This window comes from Ferrimonas sp. YFM, from assembly GCF_030296015.1.
In the GTDB taxonomy this organism is placed as follows: Bacteria; Pseudomonadota; Gammaproteobacteria; order Enterobacterales; family Shewanellaceae; genus Ferrimonas.
The window spans coordinates 1,942,164-1,957,485 of sequence record NZ_AP027368.1 but is presented as its reverse complement, the minus strand read 5'-3'; the positions used below and the strand labels follow the sequence as shown (position 1 = coordinate 1,957,485).

At 56.9% G+C, this 15,322-nt stretch carries 14 protein-coding genes; 3 read left to right on the top strand and 11 right to left on the bottom strand.

Features of this window, described 5'->3' with window-relative positions; genetic code table 11:
• Window positions 1-30 precede the first annotated feature (30 nt).
• Together QUE41_RS09095 and QUE41_RS09090 are read left to right on the top strand one after the other, a co-directional pair.
• The gene (locus tag QUE41_RS09095) at window positions 31-690 is read left to right on the top strand and encodes a hypothetical protein (RefSeq protein WP_286342558.1); all 660 of its coding nucleotides are present in this window, start codon (window positions 31-33) and stop codon (window positions 688-690) included.
• A gap of 279 nt (window positions 691-969) precedes the next feature.
• Window positions 970-2,226 (top strand): iron-containing alcohol dehydrogenase, encoded by a 1,257-nt coding sequence (locus tag QUE41_RS09090; RefSeq protein ID WP_286342557.1) that lies wholly within the window; start codon window positions 970-972, stop codon window positions 2,224-2,226.
• Between the two features lie 4 nt (window positions 2,227-2,230).
• On the opposite strand, the gene QUE41_RS09085 is transcribed toward QUE41_RS09090, so the two are convergent.
• The 6 genes from QUE41_RS09085 to radC all read right to left on the bottom strand — a co-directional run bounded on the left by QUE41_RS09085 (window position 2,231) and on the right by radC (window position 6,726).
• Window positions 2,231-3,220, bottom strand: coding sequence for an AraC family transcriptional regulator (locus QUE41_RS09085; protein WP_286342556.1), 990 nt, complete (start codon window positions 3,218-3,220; stop codon window positions 2,231-2,233).
• 89 nt (window positions 3,221-3,309) lie between these two features.
• Window positions 3,310-3,999 (bottom strand): PM0109 family protein, encoded by a 690-nt coding sequence (locus tag QUE41_RS09080; RefSeq protein WP_286342555.1) that lies wholly within the window; start codon window positions 3,997-3,999, stop codon window positions 3,310-3,312.
• Between the two features lie 868 nt (window positions 4,000-4,867).
• Entirely contained in the window at window positions 4,868-5,413 is a 546-nt protein-coding gene (locus QUE41_RS09075; protein ID WP_286342554.1) for a recombinase family protein, read from the bottom strand.
• Between the two features lie 136 nt (window positions 5,414-5,549).
• Window positions 5,550-5,711, bottom strand: a complete 162-nt coding sequence (locus QUE41_RS09070) for a hypothetical protein (RefSeq protein WP_286342553.1) — start codon at window positions 5,709-5,711, stop codon at window positions 5,550-5,552.
• Between the two features lie 101 nt (window positions 5,712-5,812).
• Window positions 5,813-6,250: a DUF2787 family protein gene (locus QUE41_RS09065; RefSeq protein ID WP_286342552.1), complete on the bottom strand. Its 438-nt coding sequence runs from the start codon at window positions 6,248-6,250 to the stop codon at window positions 5,813-5,815.
• On the bottom strand, window positions 6,247-6,726 hold the full coding sequence (gene radC / locus QUE41_RS09060; RefSeq protein ID WP_286342551.1) for a RadC family protein: 480 nt from the start codon (window positions 6,724-6,726) through the stop codon (window positions 6,247-6,249). Before radC ends, QUE41_RS09065 begins: the two co-directional genes overlap by 4 nt.
• Window positions 6,727-7,023: 297 nt before the next feature.
• Between radC and QUE41_RS09055 the strand changes: the two genes are divergently transcribed.
• Window positions 7,024-7,413, top strand: coding sequence for a hypothetical protein (locus QUE41_RS09055; protein WP_286342550.1), 390 nt, complete (start codon window positions 7,024-7,026; stop codon window positions 7,411-7,413).
• Here QUE41_RS09055 and QUE41_RS21570 read toward each other — a convergent pair.
• The 5 genes from QUE41_RS21570 to QUE41_RS09035 form a co-directional block, all read right to left on the bottom strand.
• Window positions 7,358-7,552 (bottom strand): HNH endonuclease, encoded by a 195-nt coding sequence (locus QUE41_RS21570; RefSeq protein WP_353506874.1) that lies wholly within the window; start codon window positions 7,550-7,552, stop codon window positions 7,358-7,360. The two genes, QUE41_RS09055 and QUE41_RS21570, sit on opposite strands and share 56 nt — an antisense overlap.
• A 440-nt stretch (window positions 7,553-7,992) precedes the next feature.
• Window positions 7,993-11,157, bottom strand: coding sequence for a type I restriction endonuclease subunit R (locus QUE41_RS09050; protein ID WP_286342549.1), 3,165 nt, complete (start codon window positions 11,155-11,157; stop codon window positions 7,993-7,995).
• Window positions 11,150-11,659, bottom strand: coding sequence for a DUF1643 domain-containing protein (locus QUE41_RS09045; RefSeq protein WP_286342548.1), 510 nt, complete (start codon window positions 11,657-11,659; stop codon window positions 11,150-11,152). The genes QUE41_RS09050 and QUE41_RS09045 overlap by 8 nt, the downstream gene beginning before the upstream one ends.
• The gene (locus tag QUE41_RS09040) at window positions 11,656-12,945 is read right to left on the bottom strand and encodes a restriction endonuclease subunit S (RefSeq protein ID WP_286342547.1); all 1,290 of its coding nucleotides are present in this window, start codon (window positions 12,943-12,945) and stop codon (window positions 11,656-11,658) included. The genes QUE41_RS09045 and QUE41_RS09040 overlap by 4 nt, the downstream gene beginning before the upstream one ends.
• A complete protein-coding gene (locus QUE41_RS09035; protein WP_286342546.1) occupies window positions 12,942-14,933 on the bottom strand; it encodes a type I restriction-modification system subunit M in 1,992 nt (663 codons plus the stop codon). Before QUE41_RS09035 ends, QUE41_RS09040 begins: the two co-directional genes overlap by 4 nt.
• Between the last annotated feature and the right edge of the window lie 389 nt (window positions 14,934-15,322).

Below are 15,322 nucleotides of genomic sequence, written 5' to 3'. Positions count from 1 at the left end.
AGCGCTTTGGCGCTCCCTTTGGAGTAACCCATGTATAAGACAGCCCTACTCTCCCTCGCCCTGACAGCCGGACCCGCCCTGGCCCAGTGCGACCGCGATACCCTGGTGGCTCATTACCGCCTGCAGCCTGCAGCCCAGCCCGCCCAGGAGCTCACCTTGATTCGTCAGGGCAACCGGGTCGCCCTGCACTGGCCAGCCAAGGGGATCACCGAGCGCTGGACCCGCACCAGCAACGGCTTGCTTCAACTTGAGCGCCTGTTTGAACAGTATCAGAGGGGAATTGAATATCAGCCCGACGAGATCAGCGCTCGCTCCGGCGATCGCCTGTGGCAACTCAAGTATCAACTGATCACCCAAGCCGCCCTGGAAGCACTGCCTTTGGTCAAGCAGGAGGGGGAAGGCTGCCAGGCCCATGACTACCGCGCCAAGGGCGACACCGAACTGGTGTGGCTTGAAGGCCAAGGCCTCATCGAAACCCTCGCCGCGCCCCATCAGCAGCTCAGCCTGGTGTCGGTACAAACCGGCGACGAGGCGGTCAGCCACTGGATGGCCAACTGGGACAGCTATCAGCTGACCGACTATGCCGACATCGGCGACAATGAGCAGGACCCTCTGCTGTCAAAGATGATCAACCAGGGCTTTCGCAATGGCCCGGCCAAAAACCACGGCCATCACCACCACGACCACTGATCTCCCAGACTCTGGGGGCCGCAGCCGGCGGCCCCCTTCCCTGTTTTAGCCTGAATCTTCAGTCCACCACACTTGTGCCAAATCAACTGGCGCACAAATCCTTCACACCTGACGCACACCCTCTGTTATCTTGCTCATAAACAGTCCAATTGTGTGAACTTTGACCGCCAGTTGACAGGGAACAGCGCCATCGCCTAGTCTGACAACCGACCGACTAGTCGGTAACAAACATTCATGGGCCGGCAGGAGTTACCGGCAGCAGCCGAGAGGGAGGGCAGCATGAATCAATCGCTTCAGGCAAATCACCATTCACCCGAGCCAGGATTTGCCCTGCGTCAGACCCTGTACAGGGGATGGGCCGCCTTGGCCAAGCCGGTCTACCGGATCTTGCCCATTGCCAGCCCGGAGGTATTCAGCGGCAGTCAGGCCCTGGCCGAGGGGATTGCCGAATTGACCAAACAGGGGATCAAGCGCCCTGTGGTGATCACCGACACCGCCTTCGTGGGTTTGCCTGTGTTCCAGCGGTTGCTGGACGCCATGAATGAGGCCAAGTTGGACTACTCGGTATTCAGTGACATAGTCCCGGACCCGGACTTCTCCGTCATCGAGCGCGGCATCGAGCACTGCCGCAATCATGAGTTCGATGGTGTCATCGCCATCGGCGGTGGCTCCTCCATCGACGCCACCAAGGTGATCAACCCCTGTGCCCGTCACAACATCGATCCCCGCTCGGTGCCCGGCATGCTGAAGCTGCGCAAACGAGGTCACTACTTCATGGCCATTCCCACCACCGCGGGCACCGGCTCCGAAGCCACCGCCGCCGCGGTGATCACCGACGAGCAGACTCATCAGAAAAAGGTGGTGATCAGCCTCACCGTGGTGCCGGAACTGGCGGTACTGGACCCCTCTCTGATGATGGGCCTGCCTCCGGGGATCACCGCTGCCACCGGCATGGACGCCCTCACCCACGCCATGGAGTCCTACCTGAGCCGCTACGCCACCGCCAAGACAGACGCCCTCAACCTGGAGAGCATGGCGCGGATCTTCGATCACCTGCCCCGGGCCTTCCACGACGGCGCCAACGACGAGGAGGCCAGGCGGCAGATGGCCATCGCCTCCCACAATGCCGGTGTCGCCTTTACCCGCACCAGTGTCGGCTGGGTACACGCCATCGCCCATCAGCTGGGCGCCTTCTATGGTGTGCCTCATGGCCTGGCCAATGCCATGGTGCTGCCCCATGTGCTGGCCTTCTACCTGCCCTTCGCGGAAACCCGCATGGCCGAAATGGCGCGCCACCTCGGCTTGAAGGGCGATACCGATGCCGACCTTGCCCTGGCCCTGGTGGACGCGGTGCACAACCTCTGCGGTCAATTGGAGATTCAGCCGCTGCTGAGCATGGTCAAAGAGGAAGACATCGAGCAGATCACCCGCAATGTCATCGACGAAGCCTACCGCAGCCCCTATCCGGTGCCCGGCTACTTCAGCTCCTATGGCGAGCTGGAAGCCTTTATCCGCGGCATGATGGTGGCACGCTAGCCCCTTAATGGGCCTGGCGGTAGCGCTCCGGCGTGGTGCCTGTCCAGGCCTGAAACGCCCGGTAGAAGGAGGTGGTGTCCTGATAGCCCAGCAGGAACGCCACCTCGGCGGCGCTCTGCTGTCTGCCCAGGTAGTGGTGGGCCAGTTCCAGCCGGGTATCATCCAGCACCTGTTGAAAATTGCTCTGCTCTGACGACAGCCTGCGCTGCAAGGTGCGCTTGCTCATGGCCAGACGAGACGCCGCCTGCTCGGCGCCGCTCTGGCCCGCGGGAAGCATCTCCAGCAGCAGGCTTCGCAGCCGCTCTACCGTCGAGGCATTGGCGTCCAGAGAAGCCAGAGACTGGCGCAGCCCAGGCTCAAACTGGGCCCACATCGCTTCGTTTCGGGTCAGAAACGGCCTTTGGGCATCCTCGGCACTGAACTCAATCCTGGCCTCCTTCCCAAGCTTCGGCGCCACACCGAAATAGGCCTGATAGGCGGCCAGGTCCTGTGGCAGCGACGGTACAGTCACCGCCAATGGCTCGACGCGATGGCGGGTGGCCAGCCTGACCAGTTGACACAGAAACACCATTTCGGTGAGCGCCAGTGCCCTGGGCAACTGACCTGGATAGCCATAACACCCAGCAATAGCACGGGTGCGGTGTTCACCAATTTCCACCTTAAGGGTCAGAGGGCCGATAAGACGCTTAAACTGGCTCAGGCGAGAGAAGCCATGGTTGAGGTTATCGCTGCACAGGGCCGCAAAGATAGGGGCGTCAAAGGCCTCGGCAGAGATGGCGTTGGCCAGCATCAGCGGCAGCTGACGCGCTCCTGCCAGCTGTTCCAGAGCGTCCCACAGGCGGTAGTATTCGCTGGTGGTCATATGGGCATCGTTGCGACTGAACAGATCCCCGGGCAGTCCGGCCAGCCTGAGCACCTCGGCCGCATCCATCCCCATGTCGGTCAGCAGCAGTTGCCAGCCTCGGTGAACCGCAAATTTTGTTGCCTGTTTCATCTGTTTCTCCCCATGACCATCAGCCCAATTCTACGCGGACTTCAGCAAAAGGCATTGGCAGATGATGACAACTGAATTGCGAAAGGGGTCTAGCAATCCATGGTGGTGGAGAAGCCGTGGGCCAGGAGCAGGTTCTGGAAGCTGTCCAGGGCCCGCCGCATGCCGCCCTGTTGGCCAAGCATGGAGAGAGGCACCGTCTGGCTGATGCACAGGGCGCCGGACTTCATCTTATGGCCCTGATCCCAGCTTTGCGGCAGCGGCTCATCGTTGAACAGCTGCCACCAAACGATCCCCTCGTCTTCGGGGACTGGCTTGGTCATGCGATAGGCGTGCAGATCCAGCCGCGTGTCGCTTTGGTGGGGCTGTGGTTCAATCTGCATCGCATCCCAATGGGTCCTGTCCTGACGAATGCAGCGATCGAACCCGCTGTCGGTCACCAGGCGAATCACCAGCATCCAGGCTTCGGGGCCGTTGAATTGACCCTCTTCCGCCTCATCGGTGAGAAACAGGAAACTGGCATCGTTTAGAGGGGAGAAATCCCAGGCCCACTGGGCAAAGGGCTCAATGGCGCCGTGGGAGGGGGCATTGTGGTGGGTGGGCTGCCAGTAATGAAACCTGCACCCCAGGCGCTGAGCCAGAGTCTCGATGATCGGCATCACCCGCTGGTGATACGCCACCAGCAGACGCTGCGCCTTACGCACATCGCTCAACGCATCTTGCAGACCGGCTTCCTCGCCCAGGTCTTCTACTGAAGATTCGATTTCATTTGTCTCTGGCATTGCTGGTCCATCACCGCATAAACCCGCACTCAATGTGACTGAATTGACGTTAGAGTGCAACAGGCTAGATATTGTGGATCAAAGAGGAATCAAACTCACCCCCGAACGGCGGGATCCGTGACTGATTGTCCATTATGAAACCAACACTAACAGCCCTTAACCTGGGCTAAAACCCACCCATCACAGAGCTTTATGGAAGGCAAGCGAGAATCTGCCTTGCCCGCCTGTGAGGCCAGTGTCACAATGTCAGACCATTTTGATATTGGAGAGCCATGGATGATCCTGTTTGGCATCAAAAATTGCGAGCTATTTTTATAGGAAATGCCGTAAGAGGTCAAAAATGATCTACTAACATAAGTTCAGTACCGAACATCGTATTGAGGTTAGTGTGGACAGAGCACATCACCGTGACTTGGAAGATGAATGTATCTCTATTATCAGTGATTACGCCACCGCCGCAGGAATCAAAGGTGGGATACCGGTTCCAGCATCGTCATCGGCAATCGTCGTTAACAATGCAGTAATGATCTCTCACATCTCCAGGAAGTATGGGGTTCCACTCAGTTGGACAAGCATTGTGTCCTCCTTCAGTATTGCCGCTACCACTAACCTATTCGGCAGAGCATTATTCATTGAGGTAGCCAAAGGGCTCGCTTGGGGAAGTGGGTCTGCGTGGGCTTTTGGTTTGCTTTGTGGTGCAGGGAGCGTGATCGCTCAACTGCAAACGTATCTAGTTGGACTTACAGCTCTCGAAGTTGCCAAGAACGGGGGCGAACCACTAACCCCTACCCAGCAACGTTATGTATTTCATCTCGCCAAAAGTCTCCTAGATATACTACGACGGAGTACTAAAAGAGGCGCCTGACGGCTACCTCTGACCACTTAGCATGCGGTACAGGCTGGATTCACTAATTCCGAGCTCTGCTGCGGCCTGGCGCTTGGGTACACCCTGGCTGAGCAGTTCCATCAGCTCCGCCTTCTTGGCCTGTGCGGTAGGCTTGCGGCCCTTGTAAACCCCTCTTTGCTTGGCCAGGACGATGCCCTCCGCCTGACGTTCCAGCATGATCTCCCTCTCGAAGGTCGCGATGGCACCGATCATGGTAAGCATCAGCTTCCCCGTCGGGGTGGAAGTATCGATCCCCAGGTTGACGACCTGTAGGGCTACCCCTTTGCGGTCCAGCAGTTCGACCAGCTCCAGAAGGTGACGGGTGTTTCTTGCCAGACGGTCCAGCTTCGTTACCTTTAGAATGTCCCCAGCCCTCACGTAATCGAGCAGGGCCTCAAGCTGCGGGCGGTCGGTACGACTACCGCTGATCTTCTCCTGGAATACTTTGTCGCAGCCCTCCAGGGTACGTAGCTGCTGGTCGATGGATTGCCCCGTCGTCGATACCCGTGCATATCCGACTATGGCCATGATGGTCTCCTTTTAGGGTTAAAGACCCTGTGGGACGTGTCTCCCAAAAGGCCAGAATGGACCCTAGTGAGAGGCACAGGCAGGTTCGCCTACGTCTCCCACTAGGGCATGGTCTATTGGTTACCGGAGTAGCCACTTAGAACCGGTCATCGTTATGGTGGTCATTGTCCGATTCCTCCGGTAGGTATCGGGACATCAGTGCACTCATAATGACCGGGATGGCAGCCGACAGGACTGCCCGTAGCGTTTCTTGTAGCAACTGCTTCGGAAACGGCTCTTCTTCATCATCGTCTTGCATGGAGACTCTCCTATGGTTGGGCAGCACGAAGCTCCACGCCCACTAAGGTGGATGCGGTACCATTCGGCTGCGGTTTAACGGTTGGTTTAGCTGTGAACGTGTCAGCCTACGGAAGGCTGCACCTGGTAAACCCCATTACTGAGGTAGTGAAGGAAGTTGGTTTCCCAGAGGCGGAACAACTGAAGGCATCGCCGGATCGGGTGCTCACCAGCATACGCCTGGTAACCCACGCCGCTGGTGAAGTCGAAATCCAACTCCTTGGCGAGCTCCACATAGGGGCCGTCACCAAAGTAGGCGAAGTCGGTGATGTAGCACAGCCGCCAGCTGCTCTCCCCCACACACCGCTCTAACCTGATTTCGACCGGGTGATAACCACCGGTCTGAGGACTGTAGCTCGGGTCTCGGAAGTTGAGTATCAGGCTTGAGGCACCAGGCTGTATCTTCAGCACCTCCGAGAGGCGAAACTCCAACTGCCGAAGCAGAGAAAGCTTCAAGCGGAACGGCAATCCTATGGTGTCGATATGGGCAATCTGTGTCATAACCACCCCCGCTCGGCGAAGGAGGTCACACCGGGGTTACCTATGATCAGGTGGTCCAACACTGGCACATCGATCACGGTTAGTGCTCGCTGCAACTTGCTAGTGACCTGGCGATCAGCCTGACTAGGCTCCGCATGCCCTGACGGATGGTTGTGGGACAAGATCACCGCCGCTGCGTTACATCCCAGCACTGCCTTAACGACCTCGCGGGGATAGACGTTGGCTACGTCGATGGTGCCGAGGAAAAGCTCTTGATACTCGATGACGCGGTGCTGGCTGTCGAGCATCAGAACGGCGAATACTTCCCGCTGCTGTTCCGCCAACTTCAGACGCAGGTAGTTCTTTGCATCCAACGCAGAGGTCAGGGAATCTCCAGGCTGTTGCTGGCGGCTCTCCAGAATGGTCAATGCCTTGTGGATGATGTGGTCACCAGGACGATGACCGGGGTAGATGTGATTGGAAGTAGATTCAGACATAAGCCCTCCTGAGTATGAATGTGGTTCTCAGGATTCTTATGCCAAACGAGGGAACTGATGTTGATTCCGGGGTATAAGAGAAGTGAACATGTCTAATGCGGGAAGTGATTTATTCTGCAGGATTCAGCCTAGATCTAAGCCATATTCCAGAACCCGAGAGACAGTCAGATAAAACCTAGGGTTTCCGCTCAGAATTAGCTCATCATTCAACCAGTTCCACTTGGACTTGATACTACCTTTTCAGCAGAATTCTCTTAAAGGCGGCTCGGTGAGAGTCGTAAACATAGGAGATATCTCATGAAGATATTCATAATCTCTGGCCAGCAGGAGGATAACAAACGCTGGAACGAACACCACGATGACATGATGACCAAGGGCCTACCCGCAATCCGCATCATCAAACAACCCAAAGGCAAGGTTGACCTCCAAGGGGAATACCCCTCTGTGGACTATGATGTTGTAGAACGCCTAAAGAAGCTTCTCTGTGATGAACTTGAAAAAGACGAGTGGTGCCATACAGGCCAAGATGGCTTTACGCTTTCGGGGGTCTCACCGGAGGTCGCAGAAGCACTTGCAGTAAGAACCTTCAATCTGCTGACCTCTGGCGACAGTGCTTACCGTCGCTATACCGCTAGCGAAGTAGCCTCTCTAGCCCGTCCCAGTCAGCAGGGTTCGGCTTCCTGCTGAAGGGAGACACCAAGCCGACCTCCTCAACCAGGCTGTCTAACCTGCCGTAATTGCAGGGTGCACAGGTCAGAACCAGGTTGGAGAGGTCGTTGTTGCCACCCCGGGCATGAGGTACCAAGTGATCGTACTGCAGCCACATCAGTTGGAGTGCAGCATGCTGTTCGATGTTGCGGGTTCCCCACCGAGAAGCCTCTGGATAGCACCTATTCAGTACCTGCCTCACCTCCTTGCGTATTAGAGGTGTACCGCAGAACCGACAGTGAAAGCCATCACGCTTATGCAATGCATCACGCTCTGCAGCGTTCGGCATCCTTACCGGCACCCTAAGCTCTTTAGGGAGATGAGCAGGAGCTCCTGGTATCTCCCGACGCTGAACATAGGGGCTATCCGCTCCCCAGAGCGATTCCGTCCACTCACGCAACACGTCCATATCAGAAAGTCTCAGGAGCTCCTCTGCGAGCTCCTGGTGACCGCTCAAGTGAGCAGAGACCGCTGCATCCAGGTAACGAGCTGCGTCGAAGATCTCCGGGATAGGCTCCCGAAGGCAGTACTTAACGTCCATGTTATCCATCTCCATCACTATGACCCGGCAGATGCCCCGGCTACCAGGCCCTTCATCAACATCCCCAACACCAGCTTGTTGAACTCCTTGGCTACCTCCGGCTTGGATAGGTAGTCGGTGGTTAATTGGGTGTAGGAGCCCATCGCCTCAATCATGGCGCTCTCCATCGCCTTGGGGAAGTCGCCCATCATGATCTGGGCTTCGGAGCTGTTGTTCTTCACCTGATCCATCACGGCGTCGTTCTCGCTGATCTTGGAGACCGCCCCCTGAAGCAAGGTTAGCTTGTCACCGTCGGTGGTCTCTACCCCAAACAGCTCGTTCATCTTCTCCAGGATCTCCGACAGCATGTCCTTCTTCTGCTCCTTGGGAGCGGCACTGCCCAGGCCGGTGATGCCTGTCAGACCTTCCCCTTCACCCTCTTTGAGCTTCAAGTCCTGGGTCCGCTTGTGTTTCAGGTTGTAGTGGCTTAGCACCACCGCAGAGAGGTCGATATCCTCCTCCTCGATCACCTCCTGCTTCAGCAGCGGCAGCAGGTGTCGGCAGTAGACGTTCAATTGCTCCAGCTCCACATCCTGGAAGGGAGCGATCTGGGAGACGAACTCATAGAAGCGGATGAAGCTGTTCACATCCTTCTTGAAGATGTCCAGTTCGCTGCGGGCCTCTTCGGCCATCTTAACGCTACGCTCGGCGTTAGCCCTGTCGGTATCGGTGCCCTCCAGCCCAAGCCGTTTAAGCTGCTTCCTGGCCTCCCTCAAGGTCTCGTTGGCATGCCGGTAGCGTTTGCTGTACCTGTCCACCGCTGGCTTGATGTAGCCGGTCAACGCCTCGGCCCCTCGTTTGGGATCGAAGTAGGCATCGGCGAAGGCGGTGACCTCGGAGCGGTTAATGATGGTGTTCTCAAGCAGCTTGTGCTGCATGTCATACACCAAGTTGGGATCAGAGGGCTGCTCAATCTCCGCCGTCTCAAAGTACTGCTGGAACTGCTCCAGAATCTCTTCCGGCTCATTGACGAAGTCCAGCACGTAGGTGGTGTCCTTACCGGGATAGGTACGGTTAAGCCGGGACAGCGTCTGGATGCAATCCACGCCGGTCAGCTTCTTGTCCACGTACATGGCACACAGCTTAGGCTGATCGAAGCCGGTCTGGAACTTGTTGGCCACCAGCATCACCTGATACTCGTCGGTATCGAAGGCTTTACGCATATCCCGTCCCTTAAGGCCGGGGTTCATGTTGAGCTCGGTAAAGGGCTCTGGCCGGGTCTCGGGGTCGTTCACCTCACCGGAGAAAGCCACCATCGCCTGAATGCGGTCATAGCCCTGCTCGGCCACGTACTTGTCGAAAGCCAGCTTGTAGTGCACCGCTTCTATTCGGCTGGAGGTGACCACCATCGCCTTGGCCTCTCCCGCCAGCAAAGGCATCACCGTCTCCCTGAAGTGCTCCACAATCACCTGGGCCTTCTGGGCGATGTTGTGGGGGTGCAGTCGAACCCACCTGGCGAGCTTGGTCTTGGCCTTCTTGCTGTCCACCTCTTCGTCCGCCTCCTGGCCTTTCATTGCCAGTCGGTAAGCCATCTTGTAGTTGGTGTAGTTCTTCAGCACATCCAGGATGAATCCCTCCTCGATGGCCTGACGCATGGAGTAAACGTCGAAAGCCCTGGGCGGGTTCTTCTTGGAGGGAGGCAGGGTGTCATCTTCGGGACGCCCGAACAGCTCCAGGGTCTTGGCCTTGGGGGTCGCCGTGAAGGCGAAGTAGCTGATCTGGTTGGAGCCACCACGGGCCGCCAGAGTGGCGTTCATCACATCCTCGGCAGAGAGCTCCTGGCCATCCTCCAGTTGCTCCGCCATCAACACTTCCCGCAACTGACGGGCGGTGCTGCCAGTCTGGCTGGAGTGGGCTTCATCGGCGATCACCGCGAAAGTGCGATCCTTCAGGCCAGTAGACTCCTGAATCGCCTTAAGGACATGGGGGAAGGTCTGAATGGTGACGATGATAATAGGCGTTCCTGTCGCCAGGGCATCGGTAAGCTGGCTGGACTTGCTGCCAGTGCCTTCGTCACGGTTGATCCGGCCTACCACACCGTCGGCGTGTTCGAACTGGCTAATGGTTTCCTGGAGCTGGCTGTCCAGCACGGTGCGGTCGGTAATGACGATCACCGAGTTAAAGATCTTATCGCCCTTGGCGTCGGTCAACGACGATGCCTGATGAGCCAACCAGGCAATGGAATTAGATTTCCCGGAGCCTGCGGAGTGCTGAATCAGGTACTTCCTGCCGGTTCCCTCCGCCCGTACTGTCTGCAGCAACCGGTTGACCACCTTCCACTGGTGGTAGCGGGGGAAGATCATCGTCTCCTTCCGCCTCAGAGCTCCGAGCTCATCGTAGCTCTCCTTCACCTCCAAGTGCATGAACCGCTGCAAGATCCGCAGCCAATTGTCCGGCTGTAGTACCTCGTTCCACAGGTATTCGGTGGCATAGCCCTCGGCAGGATGGTCATTACCGGCACCACCGGCTTCTGTACCCCGGTTAAAGGGCAGGAAGAAGGTCTCCTTGCCCACCAGCTTGGTGGTCATCGCCACTTCAAACTGGTTGAGGGCGAAGTGCACCAGGGCTCCCCGGCGGAACTTGAGCAGAGGCTCATCTTTGTTACCTGTCTTCGGAGGCCGGTCGTACCGATACTGGCGCTTGGCGTTCTCCAGGCTCTGCTTGAAGCAGGACTTGAGCTCCAGAGTGGATACCGGGATACCGTTTAAGAACAGGGTGAGGTCGATGCGACCCTCATAGCCGTTTGGGCTGTATACCAGCTCCGGCACCACCCGCAGGATGTTCTTGCTGTAGCGGATGTTCAGCTCCGGATTCAGCTCGTTGTCCGGCTTAAAGGTGGCAGCCTTGATCCGCAGTCCCCGGTCCTCTATCTGGTTTCGCAGCAGCCACAGGGTGCCCTTTCGCTCTAGCTGGCGGACTGCTGCGTTCAGCAGATGCCGCTCCGGCTCGCAGCCATAGACAGTGCAGAACTTCTCCCAGGTTTCCGGCTGGGTCTCCTGCACGTAGGCCACAAGGTCATCCGGGTAGAGTGCTCGGTCACGGTCGTAGCCCCCGGATTGGCCTACTAGCCAACCCTGAGCCTTAAGGGCGTCGATAATGTGGTTCTGGAAGGTCAGCTCCAGGGCTTTGGCATCGTTATGCATGCTCGGCCTCCCATGCAGTGGGAGTTAGGGTAGCCTTCAGATACAGGGGGTGGGCGGGTTCACCGGACTTATTCATCTTCAGGTAGTGCAGATTAGGCAAGAGCTCATGTACTTGAGATGACCTGTTTAGGAAAGCGCCATCATTTCCCCAAGCGGCGACAACAACCCCAGCCTTCTCGCCAAGGCGAGTCAGCCAGTCATCGTTATCAGGGCCAACCGGGTCGCCAGCTGACATCATCACATGAGGCTCGGTTGCCCGGTAAGCAAACAGGTTCGCCATTACTAAACCACCGTATCCCCAGCTCTGAGCAAAGCCTATACAGCGTCGAATAGTTGGGTCATCATCCACGGCATCTGCGGTAGACGGATTCAGGCCGACAAACATCACGTAAGGCTTATCGGCATCCCACACCCGGGTTAATGCATAGCGGTAAGCCTGACAGGCGGAGATGACCGCATCTGACGCCTTCTCCCCATAGTTAAACTGGATAGAAGTACTCATTGTGCCTCCTCGGGGTGAGTCCATTCACGAAGATCAATCTTGCCGGTAACGGCGGCGGAGATCAGTGCAGTGCGACGTTCTTGCATTAGCTCGATGGCTTCTCTGGCCTTTACCTCCACAACTTCCAACTCTTGACACTTGAGCAAAGCTACTTCTGTCTCTGCTTTCTGTTGCTCGTAGCTGATTGCACGCACTGGGAAGCTCTTAATCTGCTCCGGACTTATGTGAGGTACACTCACACCCGTGAGATCTGACTCGATGAATGATTTGAATTCATGACTGGACAAGCACAACTTCACGAATGGTTGATATGTGCATTTATGGGACCGAATACGTGCTACTCGCTGAAGAAGTAGGCAAGGTAGATCATCCGGCGTAACTTCAGCTACTCGGGCACCTGCGGAAATCCACGGTCTATCCATACCAAAGACAATATCGCCTTCATGTAACTCGAAGGCCTTAAGCTTTTTGCAATCACTCGTCGGCCAATAGACGGTTTCCCCCCATTTCAGGTTACCAACCCCGACGTTTACCCCCCTCAATAGAGGAACATTTCCCTCGGCTTCCGTCAGAAAACCTGAACTGGGAAATGCATAGCCTGGTAACAAATCGACAAAATAGGACAGCTTGGCAGACTTTTCACCTTCGCGAACGGTAACGGCATGGGAGATCACCGCCTGACGCTTCTCCTTCAGCAGCTCAATCAGACGCTGCTGCTTGGCGATCAGGGCATCAATGCGAGCGGTCTCGTAATCGAGGAAGGCGGCGATGGTGCGTTGTTCCTCCAGTGGGGGTACAACAAGAGGCAGTCTTCTAAAGTCTTCGAACTTCATGGACTGCCGCAAGCCACCACCCATCCCATAGAACACCTTTGTTGTATCGTAAGAATGTAGAAGTCGATAGGCATACCTGTCATCAAGCTCTGGCTTACAAACCAGTTTGAGGTAGGCCGAAGTGATGATCCCTCTTTGACCCGATCGACCAACACGCAGGCTTCTCTTATCGTTTTGCAGATCCGTCAACCGCAAGATGATGTCACCTTCCTCAACGATCTGATAGGTGTTAAAAGACTCTGGTAGGAGGCCAAAGTTTGTTTCTACATCGCGTTTTTTGATACCGCCATAGCTTAGAGACAGAACATTATTTTCAACTCCGCCAGAGTTCTTGATGCACTCCTCTGAGACTACTGCAAAAGCCGGTTTTACAAGCCAATGAGCAGGAATGGCTCCAACCCATTCGATATCGGAACCCCGTTGCTCCGGATACGATGAATAACTTCCTGTCACGAGTGCACCTCCGCCAGCATGGCCATAATCTCCTTGGAGACTGCATCCAGATCGGCGTCAATGACCTCGAGTGAACGAGGTGGCTGGTACTGGTAGAAGTGTCGGTTAAAGGGGATCTCGTAGCCTACGATGCCCACCTGGCCGTCCAGTTCGTCGGTCTTGCCGGTGTCGATCCAGGCGTCCGGCACGTGGGGCAGTACCTCACGGGCAAAGTAGTCGTCGATGTTTTCTGACAGCGGCACGTTCTCATTGTCCCGCAGGTCCGGGTTGGGTTCCGGTTGGCCCTTGGTCTTGCACACTTCGGCGGCGTCATCCTGCTCGCCGATATGCTTGCAGATCAGCTTAAAGGCCGGAGCAGGCAACTTGATGCCATCCATCTGAGCGACCAACGCCTTCTTGAACTGATCGCGAGAGAGCAGCTTCTCTGCAGTGAATCGACCCAAGGCGGTAAGAACAGCGGACTGCAGGGTGCCGTCCAGCTTGGCCCAGGGCTTGTCCGCTTTCATCGCCTCGATGCGATCAGCGTCGTGAGGGTAGAAGGCAAGCTTCAGTGGGCGTTCCACGGTGATGCGGCGATAGCCGAAGTCTCGGGTGCTGAACAACTTGGCGATGCCGCTCTGCTCGATCTCGGCTTCGTCGTAGCGACTATAGAGACTCACCAACTGCTCCAGCACATCGTCATTGAGGTACTTACGCTTGGAGCCCAGGGACTTCCGCATCGGGGAGTGCAGGTCGGCTGCGTTCACCAGCAGTACCTTGTTCTTGCGCTGTGCCGGTTTGTGGTTGGACAGCACCCAGATATAGGTGGCGATTCCGGTGTTGTAGAACATGTCCGTGGGCAGGGCGATGATGGCGTCCAGCAGGTCCTGCTCCAGGATGTAACGACGGATCTCGCTCTCTCCGCTGCCCGCTCCGCCGGTAAACAGAGGGGAGCCGTTGAGGATGATGCCGATACGGGAACCGGGGATCTCCACTGTGGGCTGCTGCATCTTGCTGATAAGGTGCATCAGGAACAGCAGGGAGCCATCGGAGACCCGTGGCAGACCAGGGCCGAAGCGGCCATCGTAGCCCCTCAGGGTGTGCTCATCCTTGATGGTCTTCTCCACCTTCTTCCAGTCCACACCGAAGGGCGGGTTGGAGAGGCAGTAGTCGAAGCGGTTGCCCGGCAGCTGGTCGTTAGAGAGGGTATTGCCCAGCTTGATGTTGGAGATCTCCTGGCCCTTGATCAGCATGTCCGCCTTACAGATGGCGTAGGACTCGGGGTTGAGTTCCTGGCCGAAGGTCTTCAGCACCGCCTTGTCGTTCAGCTCGTGCAGGTACTCCATGCCACAGGAGAGGAAGCCGCCCGTACCCGCTGTGGGGTCATAGATGGAGCGGATCACCCCAGGCTTGGTCAGGGCATCGTCGTCAGTAGCAAACACCAGGGAGGTGGTCAGGCGGACGATGTCTCGGGGGGTAAAGTGTTCACCGGCGGTCTCGTTGGAGCTCTCGGCGAAGCGGCGGATCAGATCCTCGAACACCAGGCCCATGTGGTAGTTGTCCACTGCCTCAGGGGAGAGGTCGAAGTGAGCGAACTTCTGCACCACCTTGTAGAGCAGGTCGGCCTTGTCCAACTCGGTGATGAACTTCTCGAAGGCGAAGTGCTCGAAAATCTCCCGTGCGTCCGGGGAGAAGGCCCGGACATAGGCGTCCAGGTTATCCCAGATCTGGGTCTCCCCCAGCTTGGACAGGTCCAACTTGGAGGTGTTGTAGAAGGACTGGCTGGCGGCATTCAGCAACAGCTTGTTGGCGGCCTCCTCCGGCATCGACTTGGTGGTGTCAACCATACCCAGAACCTTATCCTTGGTAGGTGCGAGAACGCACTCCAGGCGGCGAAGTACCGTGAAGGGCAGGATGATGCGGCCATACTGGGACTGCTTGAAGTCACCACGGAGCAAGTCGGCTACGGACCAGATAAGGCCCGCCAAGGAGGAGGTATTAGCATTCATATGGGGTGTGTTCTCTAACAACATACTGGCGTCCCTGCCGGAAGATGGGGGTAAAAACCGAATCCCCGCAGTGTACCAGCTGGGCTACCCCGTGCAATGGCTGAAAGCTCACAGTTCCCCATTAAAATATCAACGGTGGCAATATGTTAACCGCTGGTAACATCGGTGTCGCCTTGCTAGCATTATCCTGAGGTGGTCAATGGATTGAAACCGCTGAGGTATAACTGAAGCAGGACGCTTCGGAAGGAGTACGTACGATGGACCTGCTGCTCATCCTGCTGGTGAAAGCACTGCCCCTGATACTGATGACGGCGGTAGCGGTGTATATGGTGTGGCCGGAATAGGAGGGTGTGAACCAGGAACGGATAGGAACGACTCGCCTCTCCTCT

What these genes read in the sequence shown, in the direction of transcription:
- QUE41_RS09095 (WP_286342558.1), top strand. Translation starts at nt 31, where the DNA reads ATGTATAAGACAGCCCTACTCTCCCTCGCCCTGACAGCCGGACCCGCC.
- QUE41_RS09090 (WP_286342557.1), top strand. Translation starts at nt 970, where the DNA reads ATGAATCAATCGCTTCAGGCAAATCACCATTCACCCGAGCCAGGATTT.
- QUE41_RS09085 (WP_286342556.1), bottom strand. Translation starts at nt 3,220, where the DNA reads ATGAAACAGGCAACAAAATTTGCGGTTCACCGAGGCTGGCAACTGCTG.
- QUE41_RS09080 (WP_286342555.1), bottom strand. Translation starts at nt 3,999, where the DNA reads ATGCCAGAGACAAATGAAATCGAATCTTCAGTAGAAGACCTGGGCGAG.
- QUE41_RS09075 (WP_286342554.1), bottom strand. Translation starts at nt 5,413, where the DNA reads ATGGCCATAGTCGGATATGCACGGGTATCGACGACGGGGCAATCCATC.
- QUE41_RS09070 (WP_286342553.1), bottom strand. Translation starts at nt 5,711, where the DNA reads ATGCAAGACGATGATGAAGAAGAGCCGTTTCCGAAGCAGTTGCTACAA.
- QUE41_RS09065 (WP_286342552.1), bottom strand. Translation starts at nt 6,250, where the DNA reads ATGACACAGATTGCCCATATCGACACCATAGGATTGCCGTTCCGCTTG.
- radC (WP_286342551.1), bottom strand. Translation starts at nt 6,726, where the DNA reads ATGTCTGAATCTACTTCCAATCACATCTACCCCGGTCATCGTCCTGGT.
- QUE41_RS09055 (WP_286342550.1), top strand. Translation starts at nt 7,024, where the DNA reads ATGAAGATATTCATAATCTCTGGCCAGCAGGAGGATAACAAACGCTGG.
- QUE41_RS21570 (WP_353506874.1), bottom strand. Translation starts at nt 7,552, where the DNA reads ATGTGGCTGCAGTACGATCACTTGGTACCTCATGCCCGGGGTGGCAAC.
- QUE41_RS09050 (WP_286342549.1), bottom strand. Translation starts at nt 11,157, where the DNA reads ATGCATAACGATGCCAAAGCCCTGGAGCTGACCTTCCAGAACCACATT.
- QUE41_RS09045 (WP_286342548.1), bottom strand. Translation starts at nt 11,659, where the DNA reads ATGAGTACTTCTATCCAGTTTAACTATGGGGAGAAGGCGTCAGATGCG.
- QUE41_RS09035 (WP_286342546.1), bottom strand. Translation starts at nt 14,933, where the DNA reads ATGAATGCTAATACCTCCTCCTTGGCGGGCCTTATCTGGTCCGTAGCC.